This is a genomic window from uncultured Campylobacter sp. (assembly GCF_938039205.1).
GTDB lineage: Bacteria > Campylobacterota > Campylobacteria > Campylobacterales > Campylobacteraceae > Campylobacter_A.
The window spans coordinates 41607-58386 of the sequence record NZ_CALHVM010000023.1 but is presented as its reverse complement, the minus strand read 5'-3'; the positions used below and the strand labels follow the sequence as shown (position 1 = coordinate 58386).

Genomic DNA, 16780 nt, shown 5'->3' with positions numbered 1-16780 from the left:
CGCCGAATTTAAAACACGCGCAAGCAAAACCGCAAGTCAAATTTTAAATTCCCGTCAAACGTAAATTTAACCTAACCCAAAATAATTTTTTTATATAATTACGCAAAAATTTAGGCGGGATATGAATCTTTTTTCCATAGAATTTGGCTTGTGCTTTTTTATTTTTTGGCCGATTTATTATTTTTTAAACACGCGCCCGCACCTACAAAAAATCGTTTTACTCGCCTTTTCTTACCTGTTTTTGGCCTCGTTCGGGCTTAAGTTTTTAATCATAAATTTTATCTTTAGCACCGCCGTTTTTCTTTTTGCGAGGGCGAGCGAGAACAAGGACTCCGCGATTTCGTTTGCCGCGGGCATTATTTTCGTGCTTTGTGCGCTTGCGTTTTTTAAATACGGCGGCTATTTTACGATCAAATTTGGCGTCATGAGGCTTGAAACCATCGCGCTTCCGCTTGGTATTTCGTTTTATTCGTTTATGAGCATTTTGTTGCTAAAGGCCGTGCGAGAGGGCGAGCTAGAGGCGCCTAGCTATCTTGATACGCTGATTTTTCTTAGCTTTTTTGCCGCGATTATTTCGGGTCCGATTTTACGGCCAAAGCCATTTTTCGAGGCGTTAAACTCTCCCAAAGTTTTTCGCGCTAGCCCCGTGATATTTGCACTTTTATGCTCCGCACTTTTTAAAAAGCTCATCGTCGCAAACCATCTTTTCGAGATAGTTAATCCCGTTTTTGCCGCGCCCACCCTACCCACCTCGCAGCTTTTAGGCGCACTTTTTGGCTACAGCGTGCTGCTTTACGCCGATTTTAGCGGCTACGTGGACTTCGTGACGGCGCTAGGACTCATGTGCGGCTTTGTTTTGCCGCAAAACTTCAACCGCCCTTTTACGGCGCGAAATTTAAAAATTTTCTGGCAAAATTGGCACATCAGTCTAATGAATTTTTTTAAAGAGTGCGTCTATTTTCCGCTCGGAGGCAGTCGCGGCACGGCGGCACAGACGCAGCTAAACGTGATGCTAGTTTTTGCGATCTCAGGCATCTGGCACGGCGCTGGGCTCAGCTTTTTACTATGGGGGCTTATCCACGGCCTTGGCGTCGTGTTTTTAAATTTAACCGGCGAGCGCAAATGGCTAAACTCGGCGATGCTGGGGCGATATTTTACGTTTATTTTCGTGAGTATGGTTTGGGTATTTTTCACGATGGATTTTGAGGGAGCGGTGCGCTACATCGGAGCTATTTTTAGAAACTCGGGCGGCGAGCTTCTTGCGATTTGCGCGCTATTTGCGGGCGTTCTCGTATTCGTATTTTTATACGCCGTGCTTGATGTTTATCCGCTTTTGGTTAAATTTTTTGAAAATATAAACGCCCTTTTTTCAGCCGTTTTTTTGGCGATTTTTGGGATAATTATTTACTTTTTGATGCCGTCAGGCATGCCTAACTTTATATATCAAGGATTTTAATGAGAGCGTTTTTTGGGGTATTTCTCGCGTTTTTTACGCTGATTGCGCTATTTTTGCGACCGCTGTCAAACTATTACGAAGCCAAATATCAAAAGGATTTTTTCATCACGGACGAGCGCGCGATGGCGCTGAGCGATAAATTTATAAATGCGGCCGAGGATGGCTTGCAGAGCGCAAAATCGGCCATCGATAAACTTACTAGCACTTTTTCGGACGATAAAAAACAGGTCGCAACTAGCGCTAAAACGGAGCAAAATTTAACCGTATCGCAAGCCGAACCGGCAAATTTAAACGCTCAAAATACGCAAAATTTAGCGCCTAGTATCGGCACGGTAAAAGAGGCAAATTTGACGGCGCAAACCGTTCAAATTTCTCCCGCTAAAACCGTTTCAAATTTAGATAAAAACGGCTCGATAGCGTCAAATTTAACGCCGAGCGCTCCAAATAAAACAAACAAATCCGCGACTTTTGATATAGAGCTAAATGAAAATTTAGGCATCATTTTGATAGGCGACTCCATAATGCAAGGCTTTGGCTGGGGCTTTGAAAATGCGCTAAAAACGAGCAAAATCTCAATCAAAAATATGGCAAAAGCAAGCACGGGGCTAACAAATAAGAAATTTTACGACTGGAGCGAGGAGCTAAAAGCGGCGCTAGCCAGCCTCGAGAATCGCCCACAAAATCTGCTGATATTCGCGCTTTTTGGCGCAAACGACGCTTATAGCTATACATTTAACGAGCAGGCGCTGGACTTTGGCACTGACGCGTGGCGCAAGGCGTATGAAGGCAGGATCGCCGAGATCTACGAGATCGCCACAGAGCACGGCGCGCAGGTCGTGTGGCTGGGAGTACCGTGCATGAAGAGCGAGAAATTCGACAAAAAAATGAAGGCGCTAAACCTGATCTATAAGGACTCGGCGCAAAAATACGGCGCGCGCTACATCGATATCAGCGGCGCGATCTGCGATAACGGCAAGTATCTAAAAGAGGGCGCGGACAAAAAGCCGCTGCGCAAGGACGACGGCATGCACATCAGCATGAACGGCGCTAAAAAGATCGCCGTCTACGTCGTGGATAAGCTGCTAAACGGGCAGGGCGATAATTTTTAGCCAAATTTGAATTTGGCTAAATTTGCAGTCTCGGCAAATTGGAGTTTATAAAATCGGCAAATTTGAAGTTGTTCTAAATTTTGCCTCTTAAATTTGAGCAGATCTGCCAAGCCGCTCGCAAAATAAATACTGGTGCGCTTTAATTATCTAATACCAATTTCCATCATGCAGCGCGGTCGAATACTCTCTCGCAAAAGATAAAATATCGCACGGAACAATCGCGTAGGTGTCTTTTTAACACAGATGATTATCCCACCCCTAGCGCCGCCCGCGTTTTACTACAGGCCGGCCCAGATAGCACGGATGGCTTGCCAGACGGCAATTTAGTCGTCAAAATCGCTAAAAAAGCGGACAAACTGTGCTTGGTACTTTCAAGTCGCCGTAGGCGTACGCTTTCTCTACCGACGTAAATTTTATCGGTTCGTTTTCATTTTTGTCGTCTCGGCAAATTTAAATTTGCGTCAAATTTTTAGCAGCAAAAACTCAAATTTAAAACTCGGTCGGCACCAAAATCGCGTAAAGCTCGCGCCGACCGCATTAAATTTGCATAGCTACTAAATTTAATAAACCCACTTCACGACGTCGCTTAGTTAGCGGCGGTATCTTTTTGGCTGCGGTTTTACGCGGTAGCCAAACGGCACCATGAGGCACACGCGCTGCTTGCTCGTGTCAAGGCCTAAAATTTTATTTAAAGCCGCTGCGTCAAAGCCCTCGATAGGGCAGCTGTCGATACCTAGGCTCGCCGCCGCGGTCATCATATTTGCCGCCGCGATGTAGCACTGCTTGCTCGACCAGTGAAAAACTAGCTCGTCATCGCGATGAAAGCGTCCCTCTAAAAAATCGCCGTAAAATTTCTTCCTAGCGGCAATTATCTCTGGCGCCTTGTCCTCGCGGCGATCGATCATTTTTTCCACGTATTCGCCTACGCTTTTTACCTCAGCGACTTTAGCAAGGATAACTAGCAAATGCGAGCAAGAGGTGATTTGCACTTGATTCCACGAGGCTTCGCGGATCTTTTGCCTGAGCTCCTCGTTTTGCACGACCAAAAAATCCCACTGCTCAAGCCCTACAGAGCTAGGACTTAGCCTGCCAGCCTCCAAAATAAAGTCAAATTCGCCCGCGCTGATTTTCTTACTTTCGTCAAAAACTTTGCACGCATGACGAAATTTCATCGATTCTAAAAAATTCATTTTCGCTCCTTTGGTTTTTATGGTTACGCCAAATTATATAAAATTTGACCGAATTTAAGCTTAAAGAGGATTTGGGGTGGAGGCAAACTCGCCCGCGCGAAACGAACGAATTTGCGTTAGTCGGGGTTAAATTTACTCGCCCAAAGGATTATTTAGCTCTACGACATTTACTTTGCCGTCCTTATGAGCTAGAGCGTAGATGCTGCCGCCCTTTATCGCCATACCCGAAATATCGCCGATTTGCGGCATCGCGTAGGCATCCGTTATCTTTGCGTCGGCAAGGTCGATCACGAGCAAGGTGTTATAGTTTTTGGAGTAGGCCAAAAATTTACCGCCTGTGACGTCGCCAGCCGTGACGTAGTAGTCCTTTAGATCGCGTTTATCTTTTAGCGCGAGGGCTGATGTCACGATAGTTTCTCCGCTTAGCATCTTGTCCTTGCTATCGACTTTGATGAGGATCAAGTTCTTGGCGCGCTCGTTTGGCACCGTGATCATATACATATAGGTGCTTTGCGGGTCTTTTGCGAGCGTTAGGACGTATTGTTTTTTCGCTCTTATCGTTAAAAGCGCCGGGCGGTCAAATTTCCACGCAGACTCGAGTCCGCCGCTGTTCTCTCTAAAATATCTCCACTCGTGATACGCGTCCACATTTTGGGCAGGTTTAACGGCGAAGGTTGTTTTGTTAAAGCCTGTAGTCACCAGCATATCGTCGACGAAGGTCGATGCGACGGCCTTTTTGATGTTGCGGCCGTTTGGCTTGTCGATGATAGCGTGAGCGATCTCTTTAAAATTCGCATCCGTAAAATAAACTCCGCCTTCGGTGTTTGAGATGCCAAAAGTATCGTTTTTAGCGTTGTACGCAAGTCCGCTCGTTACGCCTTTGCCAAAAATCCCTTTTGTTTCAAAAGGAAGCGGGAAGCTGTTTTTCACGCTAAGCGCAGGCTTTACGTCAACAAACGCGCCGGCACTTGGATCGGAGTTAAATTTGACACTTATCTCTTTAGGCTCGCCCGCTATAAACGGATCCTCGACGACGTTTGCGCCGACAAATGAAAACGGCTTTTCAAACCTTTTCCAAACGCCTGAGGTCCAAGTATTATTTAGGCTGATACGCTCAGGATCGCCCTTGCCGCTATATGGCGGGATACCTGCCGAAATGAGCGCCTGAAGGGCATTTGATAGGATCACAAAGAGGCTTAATGCGATGACGAATTTAGAATACGCGCTAAGAGACTTGATCCTGGTGCCCGAGCGCGAGATATCGCCCGAGACGACCTTATCTTTGGCAAAAAGCATCATAAGTCCCATCGCTACGACCACGACCCAGTATACCAAAATGCCCCACGTATAGGTATGCGCGCCGAATATATAGCCGCCAAAGCCCATGCCTACGTCTCTATACAAGCTAAAGCTCGCGTGTCTTAGCGTCATAAAAATACCATACGCGGCACCGAAAAGCACGGCAGCTATGTAGCGCGCCTTTAGCCCGTAGCGCAGTATCAAGATACCCGCGACGCCGACTACGACCATGCCGATGCGCTCCCACCAGCAAAGCGTGCAAGGACCCTCGCCGATGACGTAACCAAGATAGATATTTGCGATACCGACCGGGATAGCAAGCACGAGCAAGACCGCGCTAGCCATGATAAAATCGAAATTTTTCTCGTTAAAAAACTCATATAGCCCTCCTAGTACGCCGCGTAAGGCAGCAGGGACGTCCAGCTGGCGATGAAAAACATAATAAAGCAAATCGCCGTCCCCACGGCAAATGCGCCAAACGCTAACCCATCTTTTTCAGGCTTTTTCCAAGCTATAAAAACAGCTATAGCCAGAAAGAGAAACGATAAAAATTCCATTTTATCTCCTTTGTATCATCAAGATTAGATTGTGATTTTAATTTAATTCTTTTATATTTTTGCTTAAAACACGGAATATTTTTGATAATATGTTGCAGATTGCTTTAAAAATTGGGGAGGAGTTTTTTAGAAATTTAGCAGGTTTGGCTCACGAAAAAATAGTAAAATTTGCAGATTTTTATACGCGGGATTACGCGTAAATTTGCTGTTTTATTTTGCTATGATTTTTTATTTTAGTTAAATTTCATTTTTAAGAATTTTAGCTTTTTTTGTATTTTAGACGGCTCAAATTTAACTAAATTTATAGACTCAGGAGCTTTGCCGGTTTATATAAATAAATTTGGCGGGCTTGCCGTTTTAAACTTGATATTTCAAAATTTGACCGAATTTAAACCCGTCAAATTTGATTAAATTTGCGCGTTTAAATTTAAAGCTCGGCTACCGTAAATTTATGCCGTATTCGCCGCGTTTTTTAGCTATACCTACGACTACCGAGCTCTCATAACCCGCCTCTTTTAGACGAGAAAGAGCCAAATTTACCTCACTTTGCGGTACCGCTAGCAGTAATCCGCCCGAAGTCTGCGCATCGTAAAGCAAGATATCGGCCTCGCCGCTAACGAATTTGCACGCAAATTCGCGGTTTTTGTAGCTACCCTCAGGGATGATGCCCATATCGGCAAACTCGCGCGCCGCCGCTATCACAGGCACGTTACTCGCGTAAATTTCAAAGCCGATTTTGTCGTTTAGCATTTCGCTTAGATGTCCTAAAAAGCCAAATCCCGTGACGTCGGTCGCCGCCGTTACTTTGATGTCTTTTAGCGCGTCCACGGCATAAAAATTTAGCTGTCGCATCGTCTCTACCGCCTGCTTTATCTGTGCCGAATTTAGCAGATCGGCCTTTATCGCCGTGCTTAAAACGCCCGTTCCTAGCGGCTTTGTGAGTATGAGCGCGTCGCCCTCGCGCGCGGTGTTGTTTGACCAAAAGGAGCTTGGCGAAACGACGCCCATGACGCTAAGTCCGTAATACATCTGCTGCGTCTCTATCGTGTGTCCGCCTACGATCACGCCGCCGCATTCGGCGACTTTATCTTGCCCGCCGCGCAAAATTTCGCCCAAAATTTTGCCGCTTAGATTACAGCTATCAAAACCGACGATATTTAGCGCGTTTAGTACATTGCCGCCCATCGCAAACACGTCGCTTAGGCTGTTTGCGGCCGCGATCTGACCGAATATAAACGGATCGTCCGCCACCGGCGTGATAAAGTCTAGCGTCTGCACGAGCGCGATGTCGTCTGTGATCTTAAAGACGCTTGCGTCTTCGTTCGTGCCGATGTTTGAGAGCAAATTTGGGTGAGCTAAATTTAAATCGCCGATAGTTTTGTTTAGACCCGACGGGTCAAGCTTGGCCGCTCAACCCGCCGCTTTAACGAATTTCGTAAGACGTTTGTCGTTGTAAATCATAGCTTGATTTGCTCGTGCGTAGTTAAAATTTGCATGATTTCGTAGGCATTTGATATCTCTCCGACGCTTAGATCGCCGACGAGTTTATACGCCTCCAAGCAGCTGCCGCAGCTTAAAATTTTAACGCCCGCAGCCTCTAAATCCTTAAGCGGTTTAAAGCTCGCATGTGCGCGGTTTGTAGTCATTTTAACGGCATTATTTACGCAGATTACGTATTCGGGTTTATTTTCTACCTGCAAAAGCGCGCCTAAAAATTTAGCCAGCAAATTAACGCCTACGTCGCCGCTACCGGCGCGCTCTTCATTTAGATAAACGATAGCTTTTTTGGCTTTCGGCGTAATTTCGCAGACGAATTCGTCAAAATTTGCTAACTCAAGTTTTGATTCGCCCTTAACGGCGGTGATTTTTGTCTCGGCGCCGTTTTGTTCTATGCTAAATTCGACATTTTGATTTTTTAAAAAACGGCTGATATTTTCTTTTGGAGCGATAGAATTTACTAAAATCTCAAGCTTTTCGCCGACTTTTAGGCTCTCAAGCGCATTTTTAGTCCTGATGACGGGTTCTGGACAAGCCAAATTTCTACAATCGATTTGCATTGATTTTTCCTTAAAAATTATTACTCTTCAACCTGAAGTCTAAGGAGAGATTTTATCTAAAAGATTTTAAATTTTGTATAAAAAGGCGGATTTCAGCCTAGGCTTTAAAATAAAAAAGGAGAAAAACTTCTCCTTTTTTATTATTTTAATTTCGCGTAAGTTTTTTCGTATTCAGATACGGGGATTTTATTTTTAGAGATGAGTTCCTGATACCAGTAGTGGTGAAGCACATAAACCTCTTCTTCTTCTTTATATCCCGTTACCATCGACCAGATAGCGCCGTGTATCGCGATAGCAGCCATGTATATGTGTACCAGGAAAAATACGGCGCAAACTATACCGAGAACGTTATGAACTAGCGCAGAAGCTCTTAAGACTTCGATTTGCGGTACGCCTAGCCAAGTAGCGACGTCAGGCGTTTTAAAATCTAAGAAGAACATCGCGGCACCAGTTAGTATCATCACGATACCGCCGGGGATAGCGACCCAGTACCATGCTTTTTGACCGGCGTTAAATTTACCCGCAGGTACCGGTCGCTTAACTTTTGAAAGATACCCGCCTACGATCAGCATCCATCTGATGTCGTAGATCGTCGGTAGCATTCTTTTCGTCCAAGCTATCAGCATCGGTAATACGGATACCGCAAATATAATAGTGGCTAACCCGTGAATATTTTTGCAAAATCTCACGAAAGCCCCGCCGCCAAGCTCCGCGCCCCACATCATGATGATACCGGTCGGTACCAGCACTATCCACGATATCGCGGCTAGCCCGTGAGCGACGCGCTCTATCATATTAAATGCATAGACTTTTTTGCCATCGTGGCTGAAGTGTTTCGGTCCGATGATCAAAAAGTGCAGAACGAACGCGCCGATAACAGCCAAAATAAGCGACAAGGCCGCTATCGCGAAGTAGTCGTTGCCCTGAATGAACGTGAAAATCGGCCCCAAACCGTCTTCGTAAGGCTTAATGTTCTCGATTCTACCCGCAGCCCAGATATTGCTCTGATACTGGTTCGTGCTAGGACTCGCCTCGATAGCGAAGGCCCAACAGGCGAAAACCGAAAGCAAACTAAAAATTCTCGTCATGCTATCTCCCTTTGGTTTTGTTTTCCGCCTTAAAAAGCTCGTCGTGGTCGGCATCCAGCCAAAGGCTAAATTTTGCGGATTTTCATGAAATTATATCAAAAAATAACGTAATGCAAGCTTAGCGTCAAAACAATGCATTTTTAGGCAGTTGTGGCGCTTTTTTATCAAAATCAAGGTCAAATTTATAATCCGCTATATTAATTCATTTATATAAGCTAGATTTTATTTATCTTAAATTTAACTTCGTTTGTGATTAAATTTGCGGCAAATTTGGCGGGCGATAAACCAAATTTCAAAATTTAAATCCGAAAAGCTACGGGTTTAGCGCACGCGCATATCAGGCAGAAACCTGGCGTAAAATTTGATTTAAATTTACAGCCACAAACGGCGCCCTCCCAAACGTCGAATTTGCACCCTAAAGGGCGCAGTTTCAGGAGGCAAATTTAGTTTCGCCTCTCATACTCTTCAAAGCCAAATTCCCGCACGGTTACAAGCTCGCCGTTTTCTTTTAAAAGGAGTAAATCGGGCAGCTTTATACCGTTAAAGGTCGTGTTTTTTACGATCGTATAGTGGATCTGATCCTCAAAGATCACTTTGTCGCCCACGCTTAGCGGCGCGTCAAATTTATACTCCGGCTCGCCCGCGTCAAGCCCCACGATATCGCCTGCTAGACAGGTATTTCCGCCAAAACGGTAGCTAAATTTACCGCCTTTGCTCTCGCCTCGCACCACCGGTCGGTACGGCATCAGCACGGTGTCTGGCATATGCGCCTCGGCCGAGACGTCTAGGATGGCTATAGTTTTTTCATTTTGCACGAAATCAAGTACCGAAGCGGCTAAAAATCCCGTCTGCCAGCCAACCGCTTCGCCGGGCTCGATATAGACCTCGACGCCGTATTTTGCGCGGAAATTTTTGATCAAATTTATGAGCAGATCTACGTCGTAGCCCTCTTTGGTTATGTGATGTCCGCCGCCGAAATTTACCCACTTCATGCGCGGGATAAATTCGCCAAATTTCTCCTCAAACGCCATCAGCACGGTCTCCAAACTCTGCGCGCTCTCCTCGCAAAGTGCGTGAAAATGTAGCCCCGTGATACCATCAAGCGCGTCAGCGTCGAAATTTGCGCGAGTGATGCCTAGGCGGCTATATCTGCCGCACGGGTTATAAGCGTCAGTCGGCGCGACGGATAGCTCTGGATTTACGCGAAGCCCGCAGGTAACGCCCGCAGCCAGAGCTTTTTGCTTAAATTTAGCCCACTGCGCGAATGAGTTAAAAACCACGTGTTTTGAGAGTGAGAGCACCTCATCTATGTCCTCGTCTTTAAATGCCGGCGAATAGGTATGAATCTCGCCGCGAACGTATTTTGCGGCAAATTTAGCCTCATGTAGGCCGCTACACGTCGCGCCGTCTAGATACTTGCCGACAAGCCCCATCACGCCGCTAAATGCAAAGCCTTTTAGAGCGACTAGCACCTTTGCGCCGCTTTCATCCTTGACGCGTTTTAAAATTTCGAGATTTTTGCGCACCTTGGCCTCTTCGCAGACGTAGGCGGGCGTTTTTATTTTGCTTAATATTTCGTTCATTACGGCTCTTTTGTTTAAATTTTCGCGTAAGTATATCTAAATATTTTTTTAAGTAAAATCAAGAAAAAAATTTAATTTCAAAGGCGAATTTATGGTAGAAATCGAGTTTTTGGGCCCGATAAAGATGAATAATTTAAAGCTGGAAGCGGCAAATTTAAGCGAAGTAAAAGAAAAACTAGGCGAATACGCGGAGCTGTCCGAGTGGCTAAAAATCTGCGCCGTCGCCATAAACGACGAGATCGCAAGCTCACTAGACGCGCCACTAAAAGACGGGGATAAAATTTCCATTTTGCCGCCGGTTTGCGGAGGTTAAGATGCAGATATTTGAAGGAAGTCTCGACGCCAAAGCGATCACAAACGCTTGGTACGACGAGTTTAAGGACAAAAACTGCGGCGCGCTCATCACGTTTACCGGCATCGTGCGCGAAGAAGGCGGCATAAGCGCGCTTAGCTTTGACATCTACGAGCCGATCCTGCGCAAATGGCTAGCTGGCTGGGAGCAAAAGGCGAAGGATCTGGGTGCATACGTACTTTTTGCGCATTCTCGCGGAGACGTGCCCGTGCACGAGAGCTCCTATGTCGCAGGCGTCGTGAGCCCGCAAAGAAAGGTCGCCTTGCAGCTGATAAACGAGTTTGTTGAGGACTTTAAGGCTAACGCGCCGATTTGGAAATACGACGTAGTAGGAGGCGAGCGCATCTACGCAAAAGAGCGCAGTCAGGCGATAAAAGGGGCCGGGCTTTTGGGCTAAATTTAATTGACTCGGCTTTGGTTTGGTATACGAGCCGAGCAAATTTGACTACTTTTTAGATAAAAGATTTATTTCTTGCAGGCTAGGTTATGTTTTAGCCTGCTTTTTACTCTTAGCCGCCATCAAATTTGTCAAATTCAAGCTCGCTTTTTATATAAGTTAAATTTACGTCTTTCGCTCGCCGAGACCCGCGCCGCGAAAATGTCAAATTTATAAATTTAGCAAGATATACGACAAATATTCCAGACAGAATAGGCGTAGTTTAACTTTAAAATTTTAACCCGTTAGGGCGCGTATATGAAATACGTAACCGAAACGGGTTTAAAATTTTAAAGCTTGAAATCCTTCGTTTATGGGGAATCAAGCGGCTTTTTTATGGAAAAATCCCACATAAACCGCAAAAACAAACCCCATCGCTACCGCCCACGGAGCCGCTGCCGTTATGGCGCTAGGAGAGCTAGCGAGCAAGAAGTTATGCGCTACGGCCGCACCTGCCGCCATACCGATGACAAATATAACCGAGCTTAGATTGCCCGTGCCCATTTGCACGAGATGCTTGCCCGGGCAGCCTTCGCTCAGGCTAAAGCAAAGCCCTGCTAGCGTCATGCTAAGGAAGTTCCAAACCACGTCGTTGTGCGCGATAGGCTGGCCTTCAAAGCCGAATTTATACTGCCCGAGCGCCAAATTTACAATGCTGGCAAAAACGACGATACTGATGATCCCAGTAAACATCGAGAAATCCCCTTTAAAAAGCCTACCAAACGCCCCTACGCTACAAAATTTGCTTTTGTGCATTAGCGCGCCCACGACGATACTAAATCCAAGCGAGATCAGGATCGGAGCGTGCATGGAGCCGGGGCCCTTTGCAGAGCTAAAAAGCGCGCCGTTTTCGCCGAGCTTTAGCCCAAACGCAAGCGCAGCAAGCAGCAAAATACCGATAACCGTCGGCAAAACGCCTATCGCGGCCTGAGTTTTAGTCTCGTGCGTGAGGCCGTAGCCGAGCTTTTTGAAAAATACGCCCGCACACACGCCCGCAAAAATACCGACGACTCCTGCAATCGCCGTCATATCGCCACCGCCAAGACGCAAAAACGCCCTCCACGGGCAGCCCAAAAACACGAGGCAGCCAATCATCGCGAAAAATCCGAGAAAAAAGCGCACGAAAGGCGACGAACCCGTGGTAGCGCTAAACTCCTTCGTCCAAAGCACGCTAGCTAAAAAGCCGCCCAAAATGAGCCCGATGATCTCCGGGCGCACGTACTGCACGACTCCTGCGCGGTGAAAGCCGAGCGCTCCCGCCGTATCGCGCAAAAAGCAAGCCGCGCAAACCCCCATGTTGCCGGGGTTGCCAAAATACACAAGCAATGCGCCTAAAGCGCCAAGCGCCGTACCTGAGGCGATAAACCATTTTGTGTTTGAAAAATTCATGAAGTGTCCTTTGAAAAGGTAAAATCGACCCGATTTCTTAAGCTGTATTTTACTGATGTTAAAATAAAAAATTAATAAAATTTGCTTGGGATTTAATCAAATTTGAAAGGGAATATAAAATTTAACTTAAGCAGTTAAATTTACATAAATATTAAACGTGTTTAAAATTTGTAGATGTTAAATTTACAGCCGTGCAGACAGCTCAAAATATGCCAAAAACAACCACAAAAAGCAGCTATTGTTTTGATTGTAAAAAAGGACGGCCAAATTTAGCCGGCTTTACCGCGCTAGTGTGCCGCCCCTTTACACAACTTTAATCAAATTTGAGGCTAGATTTACTTTTTCTTGCCGTCTTTTTGTTCGCTTGCAGCATTAAATTTCTCAGTCTCTTTTGCGCTAAAATTTGACGCGTCTTTAGCTTTTTCGCAACCGTCCAGCAGGGGCGAGGCGATATTTTGTATCCCGCCGTTTAGATCGATGCCGACTTGTTTCATTAGATCGTCGATTATCGGTGCATTTACTTTATAGTTTAGAGACGCATTTACGATTTGATCGGAGAGAGATGCTCCAGCGTTGCTAACGCCGCCGTTAGCATTTGAACCCGCACCGCCCTGATTTGCGCCGCCCATGCCCGCCATTTGCACGATTTTGATAGAGTCGATTTTCTCTGCGGGTTTTACGACCTGGGCGATGATTTGCGGCATAAACTCGATCAAGGCGAGCTTAAATCTATTTTCCAAAATCGCCGCCGAGACGATGTTTTCGGCGTTATTTATCTCGGTTTTACCCTTAGCCTCGACCTCGTAGTTTAGCCTGTTGGCTTCAGCCGTTATCTTTATGGCTTCGGCTTCTGCGGTAGCTTTGATCTTTAGCGCTTCGCTTGTGCCCATCGCTTTGATTTTGGCAGCTTCGGCTAGGTTTTCCTCGGCCTCTTTTTCAGCCTTTGCGGCGACGGTTTTTTCGATAGATAGCTGCTCGGCGTCTTGCTGTGCTTCGATTAGAGCTAGCTTTTTGATACGTTCGGCTTGTTCTATTTCGGAGGCGGTTTTGATCTTTTCCAGCGACGCGGCTTCTAGCGCCTTTTTCTCGTTGGCTAGGGTTTTAGCCACGGCTTCTTCTTCGACTTTTTTAGCGATTTCGATATTTTTGCTCTGATTTGCCAGCTCAATGACTTTTTCCTTTTCTATCTCGGCTTCTTTGACAACTCTGGCCTTTTGCACCTCCACCGTTTCTATGGTTTTGGCCTTTTCGATTTCAGCCTGTTCGATGGCTTTGTGAGCGGCGATCCTGACCTCTTCAACTTCTTGATTTTTCTTGGCTATCTCGATGTTTTTGTTTTGAGTGGCGATTTCGAGAGCTTTTTCCTTTTCGATCTCGGTTTCTTTGATAGCCTTTGCTTTGTTTATCTGCGCCTCTTCGATAGCTTTGTTCGCGACGATCTTGGCTTCTTCGGCCTCTTTTCGCCTACTTTCGGCCTCTTTTGCTCTTAGCGCTTCTTGCTCGGCTTGGAAATTCGCTATCTTGGTTTGTTGCGTCGCTTCAGCCTCGGCTTGTTTTCTTTGGATTTCAAATTTCTCCGACTGCGTTTCGTAGTTTTTCTGCGCGATTTGCACCTCGGTCGAGCGCTCGATATCGTTTCGTAGCTTTTTGCGCTCCTCGATAGTTTGGGTTAGGCTTGTTAAACCTTCTGCGTCAAAGGCGTTGTTTTCGTTAAAAAACTCTTTTGCCGTTTGATCAAGCGACGTGAGAGATACGGACTCTAGCTGAAGGCCGTTTTTAGATAGATCGGCTTCGATGGCATTTTTGACCTGAGAGCTAAATTCATCCCTTTTCTCGTGTAGCTCTTTCATCTCCATCGAGCTTGCCACCGAGCGGAGCGTAGCGATGAGCTTGCCTTCTATCAGCCCGGTTAGCTCGCGCAGATCGATTGTTTTTTTACCCAGCGTCTGTGCCGCGCGCGAGATAGACTCTCTATCCTCGCCCACTCTGATATAAAAATCAGCCGTAATATCCACGCGCATTCTATCTTTGGTTATGAAGCTATCGCTTTTAGAGCGAGCTACGGTAACTTTCATCGACTGCATATTTATGTCGATATAATCATGCAGTATCGGCAGTATCAGCGCGCCGCCGTCCACAACGACCTTTTCGCCGCCAAAGCCCGTTCGCACGAACGTAAGCTCCTTTGTCGTCTTTCGGTAAAGCCTTGAAAAGACGATACCCAAAATGATGATAGAAAAGAGTCCTATGCCGACAAATACGGCCAAAGAAGTCATCCCGTCAATGTTCATACTATTCTCCTTAGATTAAATTTACTGTTTTTTCTTGATGTAAAAGTTATTTTTATCGATCCTAACGATGAGCGCGATATCGCCTTTTACAAGCTCTTTTTCATCGGCAGCCCTTGCAAAAACGAAACGTTCTTTTCCGTTTTTATCCGCAACTTTAACGTCGCCGCCTTGCTCTTTGGTTATTTTATAGTCCTTGACTTCGCATTCGCAGCCAAGAAGCTCCTTTTTACTAAAGGCCGACGTTTGCACCTGAGGCAGGTACTTTGCCGCAAGCAAGCTCACCCATCTAGTCCAAGCCAAAGCGGCAAAAAACGAAACCGCGGCGATAACCGCGCTCATATACCACGCAGGCGAGGCTAAGCCGTAAAAAACGCTAACGATAAAAAGCCCGCACGCTCCAAAACTCATAAGCAAAATCCCGTAGAAAACGGTGCTAGGCACGCCGCCTTTGTTCGCCCAAGCTAACAGCTCTGTGCCGGGCGCATCTATGCCGTCCGTTCCATCAAATAGCCCGTTTATCGGCTCAAGCACCGAAAATCCAGTCATCATCAAAATAACCTCAAGCAAGGCGAAAACTACAACGATAACCAGCGGAACGGAAAATATGAGGTTATTGCCGAGAAGCTCTAAAATTTGATCCATCTTTTACCTTTTGTTTTTAAATTTTGCCGCTTGCGAGGTCAAATTTGACCTTTACTCCGCTCTACTCTATGCTATACACGTCGCTTTGCTCGATCTTTTCGAGCTTATTTACCTTGCTTTCTAGCGTCTTACTCATCTGCGATATTTTAGCGATATTTTCTTTCATTTTCGGCAACGCCTCATTTTTGAAATTTTCTATCTTATCTAGCGAATCTATCATCAAATTTATCGCTTTTTCGAGGCTCTCGTTATCTAGCGCGCCTCCTGTGACCTTTGCCATCACGTCCGTTGCCGTGTCGTTTACGTCCTGCGCATTTTTTAGGATGACGTCGCTAGCTAGCTTGTCCATCTCAGAAACCGCTTTTAGCTGCTTTTTGCCCTCCTGCGCTGCACTTGCGATATAGACGTTGGTTTTTAGCGCCGTGATGCTAGTTGTGATCGTGTTTTGCGTGGCAAAACTCAAAAGCGAGTTATTGTGCTTGATAGTAGCGTAGTTTGCGAGGCTTTGCTGCATCACGACTAGCACTTGACGCAAATTTTGTAGATGCATACGGATGTAAAATAGCGCCTCTTCGAGGAGAAATTTTTTCTGCTCTTCGTCTGTTTGATTTGCCGCTAAATTTTCGATGAGCTCGTCTGTTTTGCTTAAAATTTCTATCTTGCCTTTTAGACTTTCTATGATGAGCGAGAGTTCCTTTTGTTTCTCGGAGATTTCGGCGTTTCTAGCTTCTAAAACGTTTATCGAGTGCTTTAAATTTGCCGTGATTTCTTCAAACAAGCTTGACACGCTTTGATATTTGCTAGCCAGTTCGGCGGCTAGGTCTTTGCCAAGTAAGAAATTTATAAATTTCGCCCCCAGTCCGCCCTCCTTCATCTTGTCGCTTGCTTTGATGAGTTCGGCGGAGTATTTTTTGACCGACTTTAACGACTCGCCGACCGAGCTTCCTACGCTTTGACTCATGCTAAGCAAGTCGCCGACTTTCATATCCATATCGCCGTTTAGCTTCTCAAACTCGCCTAGTTCGTCTTTGCCGAACGACACGATAAATTCTTTGGGATCGTTAAATTCTTTCCTTTTTTCTATGAGTAAGGCGACGACGTCTTGAGGCGTTTTAGCGATTTGATTCAAAGCTTGTCCTTTACTTAAATTTGAGAGTTATTATAACTAAATTCGTGCGCTTTTTGCAGACTTAATAATAAACTTCTATGCTTTATTAGCATAATTTACGATTAAATTTAGTAAAATCGGCAGAAATATTCCAGACGGATTGTGTGTGGTTTAAATAGTTTGCGGCGGATACGACGGGAGCGGACTGGTCGTCCGTGACCCG

At 45.8% G+C, this 16780-nt stretch carries 15 protein-coding genes; 4 read left to right on the top strand and 11 right to left on the bottom strand.

Going from position 1 to position 16780, the window contains the following annotated elements:
• The first annotated feature begins 121 nt into the window (after positions 1 to 121).
• Positions 122 to 1456 carry an MBOAT family O-acyltransferase gene (locus Q0394_RS03035; RefSeq protein WP_298945510.1) on the top strand — a complete coding sequence of 445 codons (1335 nt, stop codon included), beginning with the start codon at positions 122 to 124 and terminating at the stop codon, positions 1454 to 1456.
• Positions 1456 to 2565 carry a DUF459 domain-containing protein gene (locus tag Q0394_RS03030; RefSeq protein ID WP_298945509.1) on the top strand — a complete coding sequence of 370 codons (1110 nt, stop codon included), beginning with the start codon at positions 1456 to 1458 and terminating at the stop codon, positions 2563 to 2565. Before Q0394_RS03035 ends, Q0394_RS03030 begins: the two co-directional genes overlap by 1 nt.
• A 590-nt stretch (positions 2566 to 3155) precedes the next feature.
• On the opposite strand, the gene Q0394_RS03025 is transcribed toward Q0394_RS03030, so the two are convergent.
• The 7 genes from Q0394_RS03025 to nspC all read right to left on the bottom strand — a co-directional run bounded on the left by Q0394_RS03025 (position 3156) and on the right by nspC (position 10339).
• Positions 3156 to 3755: an NAD(P)H-dependent oxidoreductase gene (locus Q0394_RS03025; RefSeq protein WP_298945508.1), complete on the bottom strand. Its 600-nt coding sequence runs from the start codon at positions 3753 to 3755 to the stop codon at positions 3156 to 3158.
• A 132-nt stretch (positions 3756 to 3887) separates the two neighbouring features.
• Positions 3888 to 5504 (bottom strand): disulfide bond formation protein B, encoded by a 1617-nt coding sequence (locus Q0394_RS03020; RefSeq protein WP_298945507.1) that lies wholly within the window; start codon positions 5502 to 5504, stop codon positions 3888 to 3890.
• Entirely contained in the window at positions 5444 to 5611 is a 168-nt protein-coding gene (locus Q0394_RS03015; RefSeq protein ID WP_298945506.1) for a hypothetical protein, read from the bottom strand. Before Q0394_RS03015 ends, Q0394_RS03020 begins: the two co-directional genes overlap by 61 nt.
• A 438-nt stretch (positions 5612 to 6049) precedes the next feature.
• The gene (selD, locus tag Q0394_RS03010; protein ID WP_298945505.1) at positions 6050 to 7072 is read right to left on the bottom strand and encodes a selenide, water dikinase SelD; all 1023 of its coding nucleotides are present in this window, start codon (positions 7070 to 7072) and stop codon (positions 6050 to 6052) included.
• A complete protein-coding gene (gene yedF / locus Q0394_RS03005; protein WP_298945504.1) occupies positions 7069 to 7668 on the bottom strand; it encodes a sulfurtransferase-like selenium metabolism protein YedF in 600 nt (199 codons plus the stop codon). The genes selD and yedF overlap by 4 nt, the downstream gene beginning before the upstream one ends.
• A gap of 140 nt (positions 7669 to 7808) precedes the next feature.
• A complete protein-coding gene (locus Q0394_RS03000) occupies positions 7809 to 8756 on the bottom strand; it encodes a formate dehydrogenase subunit gamma (protein WP_004322079.1) in 948 nt (315 codons plus the stop codon).
• A gap of 443 nt (positions 8757 to 9199) precedes the next feature.
• Entirely contained in the window at positions 9200 to 10339 is a 1140-nt protein-coding gene (gene nspC, locus Q0394_RS02995) for a carboxynorspermidine decarboxylase (protein WP_298945503.1), read from the bottom strand.
• 91 nt (positions 10340 to 10430) lie between these two features.
• On the opposite strand from nspC, the gene Q0394_RS02990 reads away from it, so the two are divergent.
• The gene (locus tag Q0394_RS02990) at positions 10431 to 10652 is read left to right on the top strand and encodes a MoaD/ThiS family protein (protein WP_298945502.1); all 222 of its coding nucleotides are present in this window, start codon (positions 10431 to 10433) and stop codon (positions 10650 to 10652) included.
• A gap of 1 nt (position 10653) precedes the next feature.
• Positions 10654 to 11088 carry a molybdenum cofactor biosynthesis protein MoaE gene (locus tag Q0394_RS02985; protein WP_298945501.1) on the top strand — a complete coding sequence of 145 codons (435 nt, stop codon included), beginning with the start codon at positions 10654 to 10656 and terminating at the stop codon, positions 11086 to 11088.
• Positions 11089 to 11448: 360 nt separating this feature from the next.
• On the opposite strand, the gene yedE is transcribed toward Q0394_RS02985, so the two are convergent.
• The 4 genes from yedE to Q0394_RS02965 all read right to left on the bottom strand — a co-directional run bounded on the left by yedE (position 11449) and on the right by Q0394_RS02965 (position 16578).
• Positions 11449 to 12516 (bottom strand): YedE family putative selenium transporter, encoded by a 1068-nt coding sequence (gene yedE, locus Q0394_RS02980; RefSeq protein WP_298791286.1) that lies wholly within the window; start codon positions 12514 to 12516, stop codon positions 11449 to 11451.
• A gap of 335 nt (positions 12517 to 12851) precedes the next feature.
• Positions 12852 to 14807: a flotillin domain-containing protein gene (locus tag Q0394_RS02975; protein WP_298057615.1), complete on the bottom strand. Its 1956-nt coding sequence runs from the start codon at positions 14805 to 14807 to the stop codon at positions 12852 to 12854.
• A 21-nt stretch (positions 14808 to 14828) separates the two neighbouring features.
• Positions 14829 to 15449, bottom strand: a complete 621-nt coding sequence (locus Q0394_RS02970; RefSeq protein ID WP_298945500.1) for an OB-fold-containig protein — start codon at positions 15447 to 15449, stop codon at positions 14829 to 14831.
• A gap of 61 nt (positions 15450 to 15510) precedes the next feature.
• Entirely contained in the window at positions 15511 to 16578 is a 1068-nt protein-coding gene (locus Q0394_RS02965; protein ID WP_298945499.1) for a toxic anion resistance protein, read from the bottom strand.
• Positions 16579 to 16780: the final 202 nt, after the last annotated feature.